Consider the following 17,392-nt stretch of genomic DNA (forward strand, 5'->3'; position numbering starts at 1 on the left):
CAGACTTTTTTATAATCCCGCAGCAAATTTCGGCCCGGAGCTGTGCCTTTATGTCTGTAAAGCCTGAAAAAGTGTCTGAATTGTTCGATTTCCGTCGCAGCGCCCGAGCGGTGCTGGACATAGAAAAACAAGCCATTGATGGACTCTACCAGTACCTTGACGAGGCGTTCGAGCGCGCCTGCGAGATGGTGCTGCGCTGTGGCGGCAAGATAGTGGTGACCGGCATGGGCAAGTCGGGTCATATCGGCAACAAGATTGCCGCAACCCTGGCCAGCACGGGAACGCCCGCCTTCTTCCTGCACCCGGGCGAGGCGAGCCACGGGGATCTCGGCATGATCTCAGCCGGGGATCTCATCATCGCCATTTCCAACTCCGGCGAGAGCGACGAGATCCTGGCCCTGCTGCCGGTGCTCAAGCGCCGCGGTATTCCACTCATCTGCATGACAGGCAATCCGGCTTCCACCATGGCGAAAGAGGCCAACGTGCACCTGTGCATCAAGGTGGAGAAAGAGGCCTGCCCCCTCGGTCTGGCCCCGACATCCAGCACTACAGCCACCCTGGTGATGGGGGACGCGCTGGCCGTGGCCCTGCTGGAGGCCCGTGGCTTCACCGCCGATGACTTTGCGCTGTCGCATCCGGGCGGGTCCCTCGGCAAGCGGTTGCTGTTGCGAGTGGGCGATCTGATGCACAGCGGCGAGCTGTTGCCCAAGGTGGGGATAGATGCCACCATCAGCCAGGCGCTGCTGGAAGTGAGCCGCAAGGGGCTCGGCATGACGGCGGTGGTGGACGATCAAGGGCTGCTTGCCGGTCTGTTCACCGATGGTGACCTGCGCCGCATTCTGGACCTGCAGGTGGACATCCATCACACCCCCATCAGCCGCGTCATGACGGTGAACTGTGTTACCGTAGGGCCTGAGATGATGGCGGCCGAGGCCGTCAAGCTGATGGAAACCAGGAAAATCAACGGGTTGTTGGTTGTGGATGGAGAGAGACACCCGCTGGGTGCCTTCAACATGCATGACCTGCTGAAAGCCGGAGTAATTTGATGCAAGACGTACCGACCCTCTATGGTCCGGTGACGCGCAGCCAGTACGAGAAGGCGGCGCAGATCCGCCTGCTGGTGTGCGATGTGGATGGGGTGCTCTCCAACGGCTTCATCTATATGGGCAATAACGGCGAAGAGCTGAAGACCTTCTGCACCCGTGACGGTGCCGGCATGCGTGCCCTGCTCAATGCGGGCATCGAGATTGCCATCATCACGGGGCGAAACTCCCGCATCGTCAGCGATCGCATGAAGAGTCTGGGAGTTCAGCACCTGGTGCAGGGTGCAGACAAAAAGCTGCCCCACTTCGAGGCCTTGCTGACCAAGCTCGGGCTGGATGCATCGCAAGCCGCCTATATGGGAGATGACACCATCGATCTGCCGGTGATGCAGGCTTGCGGCCTGGGTATCGCCGTTGCCGACGCCCATCCGCTTGTGCTGGCGAAGGCGGATCTGGTGACGCGGCTTGGCGGTGGCGTCGGGGCCGTGCGCGAGGTGTGCGACCTGATCTTGCAGGCCCAGGGATTGGCTGACTATCAACCCGAGGCGTCGCGATGAACAAACAGACTGTGCTGTTCGGCCTGCTGTTTCTGGCTGCGCTGGCGGCCTGGCAGCTGGGGGAGATCGAGCTGGTCCCCGAGCCGACCACCAAGACGGAAAATTTTCAACCGGACTTCACCGCCAGAGAGTTGGTGACGACCCGCTTCAACGAGCAGGGCAAGCGCACCGAGCGGCTGGAATCCGAATATGCGGAGTACTACCAGGTGCTCGAGCAGGCCACTTTCACCAAGCCGGTGGTCTACATGTTCGATGACAAGGGCGCGGCCGAATGGAAGCTGACGGCCGAAACCGGGGTGCTCAACACCGATGACAATGTGATCCTCCGTGACAAGGTGCATCTGGACGGTCTGCTTCCCGCCTCCTTCATCTCCACACTGGATACCTCCTATCTGGAGCTGGATCTGGTGACGCAGGGGATGAGAAGCAACCAGCACATCAGCATTGTGGGCCAGGAGTTCCAGACCGAGGGCGTTGGCCTCAAGGGTCACCTGGAACGTAAATATTTCGAGTTACTGGATAAAGGCCATGCCACTTATTTCAATGAAAAACGTTAATCTGGCCCTCACGGCCCTGTTGCTGTGCGGTTCTCTGAATGCCAAAGAGTCCGACTTTGCCGAGAAGGTCTATGTGGATGCGGTCAAGCAGGTGGCCGAGATGCAGGACAACCGCATCACCTTCAGCGAGGATGTCATCATCACCCAGGGCACCATCAAGATTAAGGCCGACAAGGTGGTGGTGATCCGCTCCGGCGACAAGGGCGCCGAGGTGATGACCGCGTATGGCAACCCAGCCACCTTCTTCCAGGTGCTGGACAACGGCAAACCGGTCAATGCCCATGGCAACAGCATCCGCTACGAGCTTAAGAACCGACTGGTAACCATCACCGGCAATGGCCAGCTCAAGCAGGAAGACAGCCAGGTGACCGGCGATCTCATTCGCTACGACATCGTCAAGCAGAAGATGATTGCCGAGAGCAAGGGGCCCACCCAGCGCGTCAAGACGGTGTTCCTGCCGGATCAGGTGGAGAACTTTGACAAACCCGCCGATCAGAAGAAGTAGGAAACAACAGCCATGGCAGTGTTAAAAGCAACGGGTCTGCAAAAGAGCTACAAGCGCCGCATGGTGGTCAGCGATGTGAGCCTGGAGGTGGGAACGGGCCAGATCGTGGGCCTGCTCGGCCCGAACGGCGCGGGCAAGACGACCTCCTTCTACATGATCGTGGGCCTGGTGCAGCGGGATGCCGGCCTCATCACCATCGACGAGCAGGACATCAGCCTGCAGCCCATGCATATCCGTGCCCGCAATGGCATCGGCTATCTGCCTCAGGAGGCCTCCATCTTCCGGCGCCTGTCGGTGTTCGACAACTTGATGGGGGTCATGCAGACCCGCAAGGGGTTGAGCCGCGAAGAGCGTGAGGATAAGGTCGAACAGTTGCTGGAAGAGTTCAATATCACCCATATCCGTGACAGCCTGGGCCAGAGCCTCTCGGGTGGGGAGCGGCGCCGGGTGGAAATCGCCCGGGCGCTGGCGGCAGAGCCGAGATTCATTCTGCTCGATGAGCCTTTCGCAGGTGTTGATCCTATTTCAGTCATCGATATCAAAAAGATCATCCAGCATCTGAAAGAACGCGGGTTGGGTGTGCTGATAACGGACCACAACGTCAGAGAGACGCTGGATGTGTGCGAGAAGGCCTACATCGTCAGCCACGGCAAGATGATTGCCGAGGGCGCGCCGGCTGATATCCTCGCCGATGAGCAGGTCAAGCGCGTCTATTTGGGCGATCAATTCAGTCTATAGTAAGGGGGCACCCCTCATTTTTGTTAGGTGACTGCCTCGCTGAACATAAGGATATCCCGACGTAGATGAAGCCGACATTACAGTTGCGTCTCGGTCAGTCCCTGACCATGACGCCACAATTACAACAAGCGATTCGTCTGCTCCAGCTCTCCACCCTGGAACTCCAGCAGGAAATTCAGCAAGCGCTCGACAACAACCCCTTGCTGGAGCAAGAGGAGAACGAGGCGCAGGAAACCAGTCAGACAGAGACACAGGACGCCAGTCAACTCGACTCCAGCGATGCCATGGCCCAGGAGAGCATGCCGGATGAACTGCCGGTGGACACCACCTGGGACGAGGTCTACTCGGCCGGTACGGCCCAGAGCGCAGGCCCCATCCATGACGGGGAAGACAGCGTCTATCAGGGGGAGACCACCGAGAACCTGCAGGACTACCTGCTGTGGCAGATGCGGCTCACCCCGTTCAGTGATGTGGATGCTGCCATCGCGCTTGCCATCATCGATGCCATCGACGAATCCGGGTATCTGACTGCCACCCTCGAGGATATTCAGGCTGCAGTCAGCAGCGAGGAGGTAGAAGTCGAACTGGATGAGATCGAAGCCGTGCTCAAGCGGGTGCAGCATTTCGATCCGGTCGGCATCGCCGCCCGTTCGGTGCAAGAGTGTCTGCTGATCCAGCTCGGCCAGTATTCGCCGGACCTGCCCTGGCTCGACGAAGCCAGAGAGGTGATCCGCGAACACATGGACCTGCTCGGCAATCGCGACTACCGCACCCTGGCTCGCAAGACCCGCCTCAAGGAGAGCGATCTCAAGGAGGTGCTGGATCTCATCCAGCAACTGGAGCCCAGACCCGGCAACGGCATCATCCAGAGTGAATCCCAGTACGTGATCCCGGATGTGTCCGTGGTCAAGAAGGGCAGCAAGTGGGTGGTTGAACTCAATCCGGATTCTGCTCCGCGCATCCGTGTCAACGAGGCCTATGCGGCCATGGCGCGCAATGCTCGCAGCAGCACGGATACCCAGTTCATCCGTTCTCATTTGCAGGAGGCCAAGTGGTTCATCAAGAGCCTGGAGAGTCGTAACGACACCCTGCTCAAGGTGGCCAGCTGCATCGTCGAGCAGCAGCAGGGCTTTTTCGAGTACGGCGAAGAGGCCATGAAACCCATGGTACTCAACGACATCGCGGAAGCGGTGGAGATGCATGAGTCGACCATTTCACGGGTCACGACCCAGAAGTACATGCATACGCCCCGCGGCATTTTTGAACTGAAGTTTTTTTTCTCCAGTCACGTCAATACGGAGGGAGGAGGAGAGTGCTCATCGACCGCTATTCGCGCCCTGATCAAGAAGCTGGTGACGGCGGAAAACCCCGCCAAGCCGCTTAGTGATAGCAAGATCGCGGATTTGCTGGCCGAACAGGGTATTATGGTGGCGAGACGCACGATCGCAAAGTACCGTGAATCCTTGTTGATCCCGCCATCCAATCAGCGCAAACGCCTGGTTTAGGCAAACAAAAGGAAGACGTTATGCAAATTAACCTGACCGGACACCATGTCGAGATTACCGAAGCTCTGCGTGATTATGTGAACAACAAATTTGCCAAACTCGAGCGTCACTTTGACCATATCAACAACGTACACGTGGTGTTGAGCGTCGAAAAACTGAACCAGATCGCCGAAGCCAAGCTGCATGTCAGCGGGGGAGAGGTGTTCGCCAATTCGCAGCATGCCGACATGTATGCGGCGATTGATACCCTGCTGGATAAACTGGATCGGCAGATCATCAAGCACAAAGATAAGTTAAATCAAAAATAACTATGCAACTTGAACACATACTGAGTCGGGACTGCACCAAGAGTGCGGTCCCTTGTACCAGCAAGAAACGCGCGCTCGAGATCATCAGTGAACTGGCCGCAGAGCGCCTCGGCGCTTCCCGCCAGGTCCTGTTTGAAAGTCTGCTGGCGCGAGAAAAGATGGGTAGTACCGGGATCGGAGCCGGTATCGCCATCCCCCACGGCCGGATTGACGACGCCTTCGCGCCGACCGCCGTGTTGATGACCTTCTCCGAGCCCATCCCTTTCGATTCTATCGACAATCAACCGGTTGACCTGCTCTTTGCATTGCTGGTGCCGGAAAGCGAGTGCAAGCAGCACCTCAAGACTCTTTCCCTGATGGCATCCAAACTGGGTGACAAGGCCGTCTGCCGCCAGCTGCGCCAGGCGACCAGCGACGAAGAACTCTATCAGATCATGACGTCGGCCTGAGGCCGGGTCTGACACAGCCACGTTGGCGTGAGGGGACAAGATGCAGTTAATAGTAGTAAGCGGTCGTTCGGGCTCCGGCAAGACGGTGGCCCTGAGGGTGCTCGAGGATCTCGGGTACTACTGCGTGGACAACCTGCCGGTCAACCTGCTGCCCCAGTTGATCGTGTCGGTGGAGAGCCAGTATGACAAGCTGGCTGTCAGCATCGACGTGCGCAACCTTCCTGCCCAGGCAGACAGGCTGGAGAACCTGCTGAGCCAGGTGCGCAACGAGGGGCGAGTCAAGTTCTCGAGCTTCTTCTTCGATGCGGACAACGCGACCCTGCTCAAACGCTACGGTGAGAGCCGCCGTCTGCACCCTCTGTCCCGCAACAAGCTTTCGCTGGACGAGGCGATCCGGGAAGAGACCCACCTGCTGGCACCGCTCTCCTCGACCGCCGACCTGCGCATCGACACCACCAACCTCAGCATTCACGATCTCAGCGAGCTCATCAAAACCCGGGTGCTCGGCAAGAAAGAGAACGAGCTGGTGCTGGTGTTCGAGTCATTCGGCTTCAAGTACGGCATTCCCAAGGATGCGGACTTCGTGTTCGACGCCCGTTTCCTGCCCAACCCGCACTGGATCCCGGAGCTCAAGCCCTTCACCGGCAAGGATGAGCCCGTGGCCAACTACCTCTCCAGCCAGCCGGATGTCATGCTGTTCATCCAGCAGATCGAGAATATGCTGGGGACCTGGTTGCCCCACCTGGAGCGCAACAATCGCAGCTATGTGACCGTCGGGATCGGCTGTACCGGCGGACAACACCGCTCGGTGTTCATCGCCGAGCGGCTGGCCAGCGCATTCCGGTTGCTTGGCAAGAACGTGCAGATCCGCCATCGCACGTTGGACAAGCGTTCAAACCCCGCCTGACAGATCCACAGGATGCTCAGATGACCGTTTCCGCCTCGGTAGAAGTCAAAAACAAGTTAGGCATTCACGCCCGACCGGCCATGATGCTGTTCGAGCTGGTGCAGGGGTTCGATGCCCACGTGTTGCTGCGCAACGAAGAGGGGGTCGAGGCCGACGCGGACAGCGTGATCGGCCTGCTGATGTTGGACTCCGCCCAGGGCAAACAGGTGGAGGTGCAGGTGGAGGGCCCCGAAGAGGTGGAGGCCCTGGCCGCCGTGGTGGCGCTGTTCACCTCGGGCTTCAATGAGGAGTAATACGCCTCGGCGTGCTCAAGGTGCGCTGCGAGCCAGCGCCTTGAAAGCGGCAAAATCCCGACAAGCCAGCAGACTTCTGCTGGCTTTTTCGTTCATCAGTGCCAGAAACAGATCATAAAGTCCCATGGCTTCCTCATAATCCGCCTTGGCGATGGCCAGCACGAAGATGAGGGTAGCGCTCTCGCCGTTGCCCCAGTCGATCCCCTGGGGGGCCAGCACGGTATAGACCAGGGTGCGGCGCGCCAGCAGGCCGAGGGAGTGGGGCAGAGCGATGCCGTCCCCCAGCAGGGTGGAGACGATCCGCTCCCGCTCCTGCAAGGATCCCCGGAATCCGCTCTCCACCAGATCCTCCGCCTCAAGCTGGCTGCAGATGCGATCAAACAGCACCCCCTGGCTGATGGGTTCATCAAGCACCATGAAGTGGTCGGCATCGAAATACTTGTCGAGCAGATAGGGACGGGTGCGATCGACGAGCACCAGCTTGCCGAGCTGCTCCAGCTGGTACTGAGTCGGGAAGGGGGAGACCTGTACCACGGGAGCATTCTTCTCGCTCACCTTGAGGGTGCTGATGACGAAATCCTGCTCGACTCGCACCAGTCCTTCATAGTCCCGCACCGACTCCAGCGTGGTCAGCTGCAGTTGGGGGTATTCCCGCCGGATGCGTGCTTCCAGCACCCGGAAGGTGGCGTTGCCCGCATCGCACAGCAGCAGCGCCTGGGGGCGCCGGGCGTAACCGATGTCGTAGTGGCGCTCCAGGCCGACTCCGATGTGGATCACCAGGTAGCCGATCTCGTGGTGGGTCAATCGGTAGGGGGTGTGCCTGATCCACTCAGAGATGGCCGCCAGGGTGATGTCGTAGGCGAGGGGGTAATACTGCTTGATGTGGTCCGCCAGGGGATTGTGGCTACCAATCTGGTATTTGACCCGCAGCAGCATGGCGCCGATGTGGGTCTGCAGGTCGGCTCGCAATTGCGGGTCGCCGCGCAGGTCATAGGGGTAGTGCTGGTGGATGTAACCCAGCAGGTGCGCCGTCAGCTGCTCGCTCTCGGCCGCCATGGCCGGGCTGAGCAGGGGCGTCTCTGCAGTGAGGCGAGCCTGGATCTGGATGGCGAGACAGGCGATCTCTTCCTGCCTCGGTGAAGTCAGGGTCGGCAGCTCGGCATAGATGTCGCGGGCCACCACTGCCAGGGGCGGGGTGATGTCGTCGCAGGCAAACTGGCGCAACTCGTGGCCAGACGCCTGGCGAAGCAGTGCGACGGCACAGTAGACGGTGACTTGCTGCAGGCTCTCGTCGGCCAGGCGCAGCTGATGGCGACCGAGTTGCTCGTGAATGTGGTTGCCCACTACCTCCAGCGTCTTGCTGGGGCAGAGGGTGGGCAACAGGCTCTGGAGCGGATGCTGGTGCAGCAGCTCCTGGCAGAGCAGTTGGGTGAGGCAGGCGCGGATCGCCAGCTCGCTTCCCGCAATGCGCATCCCCACTCTGGGTTTGCTGTCGATGGTGAGCCCGAAGTGGGCGAGCCGCTCCCGCACCTCCGTCATGTCCCCTTGCAAAGCCGCCCGGCTCAGATACCAGGTATCCGCCAGCTCGTCGAGCTTGATCCCCTGTTCCGCCGTCAGCAGCAAGACCTGGAGGTGCAGCACCCGCTCGCGGCTGGTGCGAGGCAGAGGGCTCTCCTGCCCCTGGGCGGCCAGCAGCGCATCGAACAGTCCCTGATTGTAAATCTTGAGCTGGTAACCGCTGCCCCGCTGATGGATCAGGTGGGCGCCCCGGGTGGCGATGAGCTCGTTCAGGGTCGCCACGTCGGTGCGCACCGTGCGGGTGGAAACATTGAGACGGCGGGCCAGCTCCTCCTGTGGCAGGGGCTCCGCGTGAAGCAGGGCGAGCAGTTGCTGGAGTCTGGGGTGGGGCAGCTTGGTCATGAGGGGGTGGGGACTCCTGTCGTGCATGGTGGGTCGATGTTAACAAGGGGGTCATTAACAAGCCAGGCACCGCCCAGTGATCGGACCGGTGCCTGTGGGGTTGTTATGCCAGCAGTGCCTTCACCATGGCGAGGAGGGTACGCACATCCTCCGGCCGGGTCTGGCCGCTCTCGCTGTCGATGATGGAGCTGTAGACATGGGGGATCACCTTCTCGACTCCTGCCTCCAGCGCGATCCGCACTATCTCCTCGAAGTTCTCAAGATCGATACCGCCGGTGGGCTCCAGCCAGAAACCGTGGCGGGCACAGGCCTCGGCCACAGCCTGATACTCGGCGCGGCAGGCGAGTCCCCCCATGGGGAAGAACTTGACCGAGCTGCCCCCCATGTCCTTGAGCAGGGCAATGGCGGTATCGATGGGGACGATGCCATCGGGCTGCTGACTACTGAGGGGGCCAGTGGAGATCTTCACCATGCCGGGGGTGCCGGTGGGGGAGACAAGGCCATTGACCAGGGTGTCAGCTTGACCGAGCAGCGCCCGGCTGGCCCCGACCCCGGTGAACACCTGATTGACGTGCTGGGGCTGCAACTGGCGGGCCAGCTCGGCCACCATGGCGGACTGGCGCGGATCACCGGCTCCCAGCCCGATGGAGAGGGCGTTGTCGATAAGCTTGGCGTAGGCCTCCATGTCGGCGACGGCAGAGGGAATGTCCGGGTAGTTCTTGGAGAGCACACCGACCAGGACGTGGCCCTCGGCAGCCTCATAAATGTCGACGGCATTCTCTTTGGAACCTGCCAGCACGTTGAGGCAGACCCGATCGCTGTAGTAATTGGGGGTAAGAGACATCAGTTGTTCTCCTGAACGAGGTGGGCAATGGCGGAGTGGATCTGGTCGAGCTGGGGCAGGGTGACGCTGCGCACGTCTATCTCGATGTGCCCCTCGTTGGCCTTGTAGCCGCGGCAGTAGATGGCGGGGGTACCCTGTTGCAGACGGGAGACCACTTCCACCGTGGTCATGCCGATCTGCTGGTGGTCGAAGGCGATGTCGGTGCGGGCGATGTCGCGCCCCGCGCTGTCCCACACCACCTTGGCGGTGACGCCGGGCAGCTGGTTGAGGCGCTCGATGAAGGGGGTCATCTTGGCGACCATGGCGGTGCCGCTCTCCTTCTCTTTGGCCAGGTAGCGCTCGATGGCGTGGGTCAGGCCGAGGATCCCCTCCTTGCCCACCTTCATGGCACGGCCTATGCCGCCAGCCTGCTGCTTGACCCACTCCACATACTGACGTCTGCCGAGTACCAGGCCGCTGGTGGGCCCTTCGATGGCCTTGGCGCCGCTGTAGATGACCAGATCCGCACCCTGGTTGTAGTAGAGACGCAGATCCTCTTCGGCCGCTGCATCGACGATGAGCGGGATCCCGTGGGCCTTGGCCACCTCGGCCGCCTCGGTCACCGACAGAATGCTCTTCTGTACGCAGTGGTGGGACTTGATGTAGAGGATGGCGGCGGTATTGGCATGGATGGCGGCGGCCAGCTGGGCGGGTGAGCACTCGTTGGCGTAGCCTGCCTCCACCACCCTGCCGCCCCCCAGGTTGACCATGGTGCCGACGGGGGCACCAAAGTTCACGTTGTGGCCCTTGGGCAGCACGATGTCGCTCGGCACGTCGTGGGCATGAGCATGCAACTGCTCGAGGCGATAGGGGTCGCCGCGCACGATCACGGCGGCCACCGACTGGGCGATGCCGGCGCTGGCGCAGGAGACCACAACCGCATCTTCAACGCCCAGCAGATCGGCCAGGTAGGCGCCGGTCTTGTTGACCAGATCCTTCACCTCGAAGTAGTGGCCGAGGCCGAAGTTGACCGCATCGACCACCTCCTGCTCGGGGGTGGAGACGCCGAGGATGGTCATGCGCCCGGAGGCGTTGATCACCGGTTTGAGCCGGTATTTCTCATACACAGAAGGCATGGTGTGATTTCCCGTAGTGAGTCAGAACCAGTTCGCCGCCCACCAGGGCGGCGAGAGGGAGCAGTTGCCGGTCACCGTTGCGGGTGCCGGCCTCGGTATCGGTAAAGAGAGCGGGGCCGCAGCTCACCTCGAACAGGGTGATGTCTGCATCGGCGCCCACCTCGAGCCGCCCCTTGCCGGGCAGGCGCAGGGCATCGGCGGCCTGGTGAGTGACGCAGGCGAGCACCTGCTCCAGGGTCATGCCGATGGCGAAGAACTTCGACATCACGTGGGCAAGGCTGTAGACGGGCCCCTTGATGCGGTTCTTGCAGTAGATGTCTGAACTGATGGTGTGGGGCAGGATGCCCTGGGCAATGGCCAGCTCCGCCACCTCGAAGCTGAAGCTGGCACCGCCATGGCCGATGTCGAGCAAGAGTCCCCGCCGCATCGCCTCGCGCACCGCCTGGCGCAGCTCACCCGCCGGGGTCAGGATGCGGTTGGGCTTGCCGTTGAAGCAGTGGGTCAGCAGATCGCCCTCCCCCAGCAGGGCGACGATCTCGTCCAGATCCGGCGGCGTGTTGCCCACGTGCACCATCAGTGGCAGGTTGCCATTGGCCTGCTGGATCTGCTTGGCCATGCGCAGGGGGTGCAGACCGCTTTCACCCACCACGCTGCCGCTCATACGCGCCTTGATGCCGACGATGAAGCCGGGATGGCGCCGGATGGCCGCCTGGGCGAGGGCGGGATCGATGTCTGCCGGATCCGCCAGTTCGTTCTGGCGCAGCAGGCCGATGCGGGAGATGTTGAGCAGGGCGTGCACCCGGGTCTTGCAGCCGGCGGCGAGACGCTGGAAGTCGTCCACGTCGTCGGCCCCGGTACTGCCGGCGTCGATGACGGTGGTGACGCCGGACGCCACCCCCACCTTGTCCGGCTCATCGTGATAGAGGGGGGAGGCGGGGTAGCAGTGGGTGTGGCCGTCAATCCAGCCGGCGCTCACATGGACCTGCCCGCCCAGAGTGAGGGTTTGCTTCGCCTCCGAGCTTTCTGGCAGCGAACCCAGCGCCGCTATCTTGCCATGCTTGATGGCGACGTCGACAAGCTGCCCGTTTCCCAGGCGTCCCGCCCTGATGATCATGTCGTACATGCTGATATCCCTCTTGTAACCTGCTTGCGCTCTTACTGCGAGACCGCTTCCAAGGCTCATGTGCTGCTCTTCACCTTGCTGACGACCTCTCGCGACAGATCGCAAACAGGTTCTTGAATGCCGTCCAAGAGACGGCCTTGGATTAAGCCAGGGCGATGGGGAAGACGGTCCCGAACAGCATGGCCCCCAGAATGGCGCCGCCCGTGATGGGCTTCTCCCAGATGTAGAACAGCAGCGCACCCAGCAGGGAGCCTATCCCGATGGGAATGGAGGCGCCCATGGCGGAGAGGATGATGAGGGGACCGAGGAAGCGGCCCGAGCTGTTGCCAGCCCCCATCATGACGTCTGCGCCGTAGGTGGAGTTGCTCTGGTTGATGGTGAACTTGCGCGCCAGGATGATCACGTAGCCGATGGCCATCCCAATCCCCATGCCGGTGATCAGGGAAGCGGTGAAATTTTCCACCGGATAGACGATGCCGGCCCCCAGCAGCAGGGCGGGCACCCCGAGGCCGACTCCGGTCTGGATGGCGCCGCCGATGTCGAGGATCCCCACCAGGGAGCCCTCGATGATGCGGGCGAACAGGAAGCTGGCACCGAAGGCGGCGACTGCACCATAGGCTCCCGTGTCCATGCCGGCTTTCAGCATGGCGACGAAGGCCACCTCGTTGAAGGCGCCGACCCCGTAGAGGTAGAACATGTGGGTACCGGCGAAGACGCCGGAAGAGAGCAGACCGACAAAGATGGGGAAGGACCAGTCGGCATACCAGAAGTTGTTTCTCAGTTTCTCATCCATGGTGTGCTTCCTTATTTGCCGCTCATGAGGTTGTGGACGTTTTCCAGCCACAGGGGAACGCCCAGGTGGAAGGATTCAATGAGTTTCATGTCAAAGCCGCGGAAGAAGCCGCTCAGCACGAACAGCAGGACGATGGCACTCATCATCACCTTGGTGACGTGGTTCCAGCCGCTCTCTTCCACCCCCTTGCCGATCAGGATGCCAAGCACCAGGCCCGGTACCGCGTTGCCCATGATGAGCTGGGCCAGACCGCCGAAGATGGTGGCCCAGAAGCCGGACTTCTTGCCTGCCTCGATGGCGGCCAGCCAGAAGATCACCGGCATGACGGTATTGACCAGCAGGTTGGCGGCGGGCACCAGTACCTTGACCGCGGTGACCTGCAGGGCGGCTGGCACGGCGGCGGCCGTGCTGTTGAGGAAGGCGACGACGATGGCACCAATGATGCCGCAGGCGATGGCCATCTTCTTCGGGTCATGCAGGGTGGTGGCGAGATCCCGGTTCTTGATCATGAGGGCTGCCGCGCCCCAGTTTGGCAGGATGCGGTGATCCACGTCCTGGGTGAAGGCGCCGGCCGCGACCGTGGAGGCCCAGGCGTTGAAGAAGAAGCCAAGACCGAACGAGAAGTGGGAGGCGGGGTCCCCTTCGCAGGAGTTGAGCTCGCCCAGGGTACGGAACGCGCCCATCCCCTGCACGGTCGGGGCGTGGAACATCCGCGCCGCGCCAGCCCCCACCCCGACGCCTACCAGGCCGCCGATGATGAGTGACTTCATCAAAATGATTAGAAACATCCAACTTGTCCTTTTGGTTGTGGGGTCAGGCCCGGGTGAAATCCACCTTGTCGACATCCAGGCTGGTGACCTTGACGGTGATCGCCAGCCGGACCCGGAACTCGTGGCGCTGGCGTGGCAGGAAGAAGAACAGGAACTTCTCCACCCGTACCGACTCCTCGGCCTCGAGCACCTCGACCTCGAGGGGTTCGATGCGCAGCATCACCTTGGGGCTCTCCTTGAGCAGGCTGGGTTGCACCTGGCTGAGGGCGGCGGCGAACGCCTGCTGGCGAGTCGCCCCCTTGCCGTTGACCGTGATCCGGGTGGTGAAGTGCTCTTTCATCAGGTGCGCCCGTGTTTCTTGGCGAAGGCTTCGATCAGCTTCTGGCCCAGCTCTTCCTTGTCCATGAAGCCGAAGCCCAGTACCACGCACCCCTCGTTGATGGCGGTGACACCCTCTTCGATGGATCGCATGCCGTAGCGGCACTTGTAGCCGTACTTGGTCTGGGCCGTGATGGCGCCCGCGCCACCGCTGCCGCAGAAGGAGATGCCAAGGTCGGCCTGCTCCTTGTTCATCACATCACCGAGCTTCATGTCGGCGGCCATGCCGGGGATGACGGTCACGGTGGCGCCGGCGGCTTCTGCGCCTGCCCCCACTTTCTGACCCTTGCCGAGACGATCTCCAATCACGAGTTTGATGGCAGTCATTTAGCGTTCTCCTTTTACTGAGCTGAGTTCGTTTTCTTTGGCCACTTCAAAATGGACGGACAAGAGGTGCGCCTCCTCGTAGGCGAGGCGGTCGAGCCAGGCGACGGCCTGTTCGGCCAGGCGCAGGGAAAGGGGGGAGATCTCCTCGAACAGGCTGAGGTCGACCTCCGGCAGGGATTCCCCGCTGTAGGAGCGCCACACCATGGCCTTGACGTGGGAGGCCAGCATCTGCTGCTGCACGTCGTTGGGGCGTATGCCCTGATCCGCCAGCAGGTTGTGAATGCGGGCCAGGGTCAGGTCGGTCTTGCGCAGCAGTGCCGGGCTGTCCGGGGTCAGGGGGGCGTCATGGGTGTCGGTGTTCAAGGTCTGCTCTCCAGGCTGGCAGAAAGGATGGGATCACCATAAAGCGGAGGAGAGTGCGGGAGGAGGCAGGTTTTTTCCGATTCGAAGTGGAAATCCGGAGGGAAAGGCATCAAAAGAAGCCCTTTTGGCGATCAAGAAGAGGAAAGGAGCGGACTGGCGGCAAGGGAGTGTGATCGGTGGCGCGTTTTGACGGCACCTTCGCCCGATCGTTTATTGGCGCAATATGTGAGCTGTCTCACGCACAAGCGGGGCCGGAGGAAAGCGGGCACGAAAAAGGGCCCTGTCGGGCCCTGCGAGGATCCGCCTCTCAGGTGGCGGGTGCCGCACTGCTGGTCGGCAGGGTCTGATTCTGGTAGCGCAGGTCCTCTTCGATGATGACATCGACGTCCAGCGGCTTGCCGTTGCGGATTACCGAGATGGTGAGCTTGGTGCCGGGGCGGCTCTCGACGATCTTGTCCATGACGGGACGCACGCCGGTGATGGCCTCTCCGTTGATCTTGAGCAGCACATCCCCACGTTTGAGACCGGCCTTGGTGGCTGGGCCATTGGGATCCAGGCTCTCCACCACCAACCCCTGCAAGTCCCCCAGGTTCAGCATGCGCGCGACGATGGGATTGATCTCGACGCTGGAGATGCCTAGGTAGCCGCGGATGACCCGGCCGTTGGCGATCAGCTCGTCCATGATGCGCTTGGCCAGCTTGTAGGGGATGGCAAAACTGATGCCATAGCTCTCCTGATTGCCGTTGAGGTGGTAGGCGGCGGTATTGATACCCACCAGATCGCCACGGCCATTGACCAGGGCGCCTCCGGAGTTGCCCTCGTTGATGGCGGCATCGGTTTGCAGCAGATCCTGTCTGCCATTGCTGTCCGGCCCCATGCTGGAGAGGCCGATACGCCCGGTGGCGCTGATGATGCCCTGGGTGATGGTCTGGCCGACGTTGTAGGGGTTACCGATGGCGAGCACCACGTCTCCCACGTCCGGCAGACGATCCGGGTCCTGAGGGATCACCGGCAGGTTGTCCGATTCGATGTAGAGCACCGCCAGATCGGTCAGTTTGTCGGTGCCGACCAGCTCTGCACTGAATACCCGACCATCTTGCAGGGCGACGATGATCTGGTCCGCATCGGCGATGACGTGATAGTTGGTGAGCACGTGACCGCGCTGGTTCATGATGACGCCGGACCCCAGCCCCTGGGGTCTGAGTTCGGCTTTTTCACCGCGATTACCGGCGAAGCTGCGGGTGTAGATGTTGACGACGGCAGGGCCGGCGCGATGGGCTGCGTAGGAGAAGCTCAGCTCGCGGGCATTGGTGATGAGGCCCGGCAGGGGGGCGCCGCCACGAAAATTGGGGAACACCAGCAACAAAAGCGCAGCCATGGCGAGGCCAAAGCCGACGGACTTGCCCAAGTAGCTGATCAGAGGTGGGATTTTCATGTCTTTCTCGTCCGTACAGGCTGCGGGCAGAGAATAACATTATCGATGGATAAAAATCACCCGCGGCGGTTGCCGCGGGTGTGAGGGGCTTAACGGATCACCAAATAGAGCGAGGAGTCACCGCGCTGGATGTTCAGCGCCAGGACTTCCGGCTTGTTTTTCAACACCTTGGTCAGTTCACCCATGGAGTTGATGCGCTGGCGGTTGACCCCGATGATGATGTCGCCCTTTTGCAGGCCGGAGGCGGCTGCCGGTGAGCGGGGATCGATGTCGGAGACGGCCACGCCGGTCACGGGGTCCGTGGTTGTGCTCAGCTTGGCCCCTTCCAGTGCCGGATGCAGGGCGCTGGCCAGGATCTCGCTGTCATCCGCTTTCTTCAGGGTGACCTTGACGGTCTGCTCCTTGCCGTCACGGATGAGGCCGAGCGAGACCTGCTTGTCGGCCCCCATGGTGGCGATCTTGGCACGCAGCTCGCCGAAGGAGCGGATGGGCTTGCCATCGATGCTGATGATGATGTCGCCTGCCTTGATGCCTGCCTTGGCGGCGGCGGAGTCAGGCATGACCTGGTTGACGAAGGCGCCGTCCTTCTTGTTGTAGCCGAAGGTCTTGGCGATTTCGCTGGTGAGCTCGGTGCCGGTAATCCCCAGCTGGCCACGGCGCACTTCGCCGTATTTCACGATCTGCTCGGAGAGATCGCGCACCATGTTGGACGGGATGGCAAAGCCGATGCCGATGTTGCCGCCGTTGGGGCCCAGGATGGCGGTGTTGATGCCGATCAGCTCCCCGCGCAGGTTGAGCAGGGCGCCGCCCGAGTTGCCGGAGTTGATGGCCGCATCGGTCTGGATGAAGTTCTCCAGATTTTCGATGTTGAGGCCGCTGCGACCCAGGGCGCTGACAATGCCGGAGGTGACGGTCTGGCCCAGGCCGAACGGGTTGCCGATGGCCAGCGCGTAGTCACCGACTCTCAGCTCGTCGGAGTCGGCGAACTTGATCTGCACCAGATCCTCGGCCTTGATTTGCAGCAGGGCGATATCCGACTGTTTGTCTTCCCCTATTTTCTTGGCCGCATACTCACGGCCATCCTTCAGGTTGACCTTGATCTCGTCCGCCTCGTGGACCACGTGGGCGTTGGTGATCACGTAGCCTTTCTTGGCATCGATGATGACGCCGGAACCAAGCGCCTGGAAGGGCTGCTCGCTCACCTGCTCGTCAGGCATGTTGGGGCCGAAGAAGAAGCGGAATTGTTCCGGCAGGCGCTGGCGGGTGATCTTCTTGCCAGAGACGGAGATGTTGACCACGGCAGGGGTCACCTGCTCGAGGACGGGGGCCAGGCTCGGCATCTCCTGGTTGTTCGCCATCAGGGGCAGTGCGGCCTGCGCCGGTGCTGAGGACATGGCGATACCGACACTGAGGGCTAAGACACTGAATACAGAAAGAGATTTACGCATATGAGAAACAGCTC

The 17,392-nt window shown here is 61.5% G+C and carries 21 protein-coding genes; 10 read left to right on the top strand and 11 right to left on the bottom strand.

The features are described from left to right. Positions 1 to 50 precede the first annotated feature (50 nt). From I6L48_RS05790 to npr, 10 genes are all read left to right on the top strand, one after another. Positions 51 to 1,046 (top strand): KpsF/GutQ family sugar-phosphate isomerase, encoded by a 996-nt coding sequence (locus I6L48_RS05790; RefSeq protein ID WP_029314845.1) that lies wholly within the window; start codon positions 51 to 53, stop codon positions 1,044 to 1,046. After that, a complete protein-coding gene (gene kdsC / locus I6L48_RS05795) occupies positions 1,046 to 1,600 on the top strand; it encodes a 3-deoxy-manno-octulosonate-8-phosphatase KdsC (protein WP_042864828.1) in 555 nt (184 codons plus the stop codon). The genes I6L48_RS05790 and kdsC overlap by 1 nt, the downstream gene beginning before the upstream one ends. Then, complete coding sequence (lptC, locus tag I6L48_RS05800; protein ID WP_039040473.1) at positions 1,597 to 2,157, top strand: LPS export ABC transporter periplasmic protein LptC; 561 nt, start codon at positions 1,597 to 1,599, stop codon at positions 2,155 to 2,157. The genes kdsC and lptC overlap by 4 nt, the downstream gene beginning before the upstream one ends. After that, complete coding sequence (gene lptA, locus I6L48_RS05805) at positions 2,144 to 2,662, top strand: lipopolysaccharide transport periplasmic protein LptA (protein WP_010675873.1); 519 nt, start codon at positions 2,144 to 2,146, stop codon at positions 2,660 to 2,662. The genes lptC and lptA overlap by 14 nt, the downstream gene beginning before the upstream one ends. Positions 2,663 to 2,674: 12 nt before the next feature. Beyond that, positions 2,675 to 3,400, top strand: coding sequence for an LPS export ABC transporter ATP-binding protein (gene lptB, locus I6L48_RS05810; protein ID WP_010675872.1), 726 nt, complete (start codon positions 2,675 to 2,677; stop codon positions 3,398 to 3,400). Between the two features lie 65 nt (positions 3,401 to 3,465). Then, positions 3,466 to 4,905: an RNA polymerase factor sigma-54 gene (locus I6L48_RS05815; protein WP_039040474.1), complete on the top strand. Its 1,440-nt coding sequence runs from the start codon at positions 3,466 to 3,468 to the stop codon at positions 4,903 to 4,905. A gap of 20 nt (positions 4,906 to 4,925) precedes the next feature. Beyond that, positions 4,926 to 5,213 (top strand): ribosome hibernation promoting factor, encoded by a 288-nt coding sequence (hpf, locus tag I6L48_RS05820; protein WP_005305957.1) that lies wholly within the window; start codon positions 4,926 to 4,928, stop codon positions 5,211 to 5,213. Positions 5,214 to 5,215: 2 nt separating this feature from the next. Further along, positions 5,216 to 5,662: a PTS IIA-like nitrogen regulatory protein PtsN gene (gene ptsN, locus I6L48_RS05825; protein ID WP_010675870.1), complete on the top strand. Its 447-nt coding sequence runs from the start codon at positions 5,216 to 5,218 to the stop codon at positions 5,660 to 5,662. A gap of 40 nt (positions 5,663 to 5,702) precedes the next feature. Then, positions 5,703 to 6,569, top strand: coding sequence for an RNase adapter RapZ (gene rapZ / locus I6L48_RS05830; RefSeq protein ID WP_010675869.1), 867 nt, complete (start codon positions 5,703 to 5,705; stop codon positions 6,567 to 6,569). Between the two features lie 20 nt (positions 6,570 to 6,589). After that, on the top strand, positions 6,590 to 6,862 hold the full coding sequence (gene npr, locus I6L48_RS05835) for a PTS phosphocarrier protein NPr (protein WP_010675868.1): 273 nt from the start codon (positions 6,590 to 6,592) through the stop codon (positions 6,860 to 6,862). 15 nt (positions 6,863 to 6,877) lie between these two features. Here the strand turns inward: npr and I6L48_RS05840 are convergent, their stop codons facing one another. The 11 genes from I6L48_RS05840 to I6L48_RS05890 all read right to left on the bottom strand — a co-directional run bounded on the left by I6L48_RS05840 (position 6,878) and on the right by I6L48_RS05890 (position 17,378). Next, the gene (locus I6L48_RS05840; RefSeq protein WP_216987864.1) at positions 6,878 to 8,782 is read right to left on the bottom strand and encodes a transcription antiterminator; all 1,905 of its coding nucleotides are present in this window, start codon (positions 8,780 to 8,782) and stop codon (positions 6,878 to 6,880) included. A gap of 103 nt (positions 8,783 to 8,885) precedes the next feature. Beyond that, positions 8,886 to 9,626, bottom strand: a complete 741-nt coding sequence (locus tag I6L48_RS05845; RefSeq protein WP_128271434.1) for a KDGP aldolase family protein — start codon at positions 9,624 to 9,626, stop codon at positions 8,886 to 8,888. Then, positions 9,626 to 10,741, bottom strand: a complete 1,116-nt coding sequence (locus tag I6L48_RS05850; protein ID WP_216987865.1) for a DgaE family pyridoxal phosphate-dependent ammonia lyase — start codon at positions 10,739 to 10,741, stop codon at positions 9,626 to 9,628. The genes I6L48_RS05845 and I6L48_RS05850 overlap by 1 nt, the downstream gene beginning before the upstream one ends. After that, positions 10,725 to 11,864, bottom strand: coding sequence for an amidohydrolase/deacetylase family metallohydrolase (locus tag I6L48_RS05855; RefSeq protein ID WP_216987866.1), 1,140 nt, complete (start codon positions 11,862 to 11,864; stop codon positions 10,725 to 10,727). The genes I6L48_RS05850 and I6L48_RS05855 overlap by 17 nt, the downstream gene beginning before the upstream one ends. Before the next feature lie 142 nt (positions 11,865 to 12,006). Further along, a complete protein-coding gene (locus tag I6L48_RS05860) occupies positions 12,007 to 12,657 on the bottom strand; it encodes a DUF4310 family protein (RefSeq protein ID WP_039040480.1) in 651 nt (216 codons plus the stop codon). Between the two features lie 11 nt (positions 12,658 to 12,668). Next, complete coding sequence (locus I6L48_RS05865; protein ID WP_010675862.1) at positions 12,669 to 13,445, bottom strand: DUF4311 domain-containing protein; 777 nt, start codon at positions 13,443 to 13,445, stop codon at positions 12,669 to 12,671. A gap of 25 nt (positions 13,446 to 13,470) precedes the next feature. Next, positions 13,471 to 13,767: a DUF4312 family protein gene (locus I6L48_RS05870; protein ID WP_041211841.1), complete on the bottom strand. Its 297-nt coding sequence runs from the start codon at positions 13,765 to 13,767 to the stop codon at positions 13,471 to 13,473. Next, complete coding sequence (locus tag I6L48_RS05875) at positions 13,767 to 14,132, bottom strand: SFCGS family glycine-rich protein (RefSeq protein ID WP_049637185.1); 366 nt, start codon at positions 14,130 to 14,132, stop codon at positions 13,767 to 13,769. Before I6L48_RS05875 ends, I6L48_RS05870 begins: the two co-directional genes overlap by 1 nt. After that, positions 14,133 to 14,495, bottom strand: a complete 363-nt coding sequence (locus I6L48_RS05880; protein ID WP_216987867.1) for a transcriptional regulator — start codon at positions 14,493 to 14,495, stop codon at positions 14,133 to 14,135. 307 nt (positions 14,496 to 14,802) lie between these two features. Then, the gene (gene degS / locus I6L48_RS05885; protein WP_010675858.1) at positions 14,803 to 15,930 is read right to left on the bottom strand and encodes an outer membrane-stress sensor serine endopeptidase DegS; all 1,128 of its coding nucleotides are present in this window, start codon (positions 15,928 to 15,930) and stop codon (positions 14,803 to 14,805) included. An 89-nt stretch (positions 15,931 to 16,019) separates the two neighbouring features. Continuing rightward, positions 16,020 to 17,378, bottom strand: coding sequence for a Do family serine endopeptidase (locus tag I6L48_RS05890; protein WP_042015057.1), 1,359 nt, complete (start codon positions 17,376 to 17,378; stop codon positions 16,020 to 16,022). Positions 17,379 to 17,392 lie beyond the last annotated feature (14 nt).

Origin of the sequence: Aeromonas sp. FDAARGOS 1418 (assembly GCF_019048585.1) — a bacterium.
Lineage (GTDB): Bacteria > Pseudomonadota > Gammaproteobacteria > Enterobacterales > Aeromonadaceae > Aeromonas > Aeromonas caviae.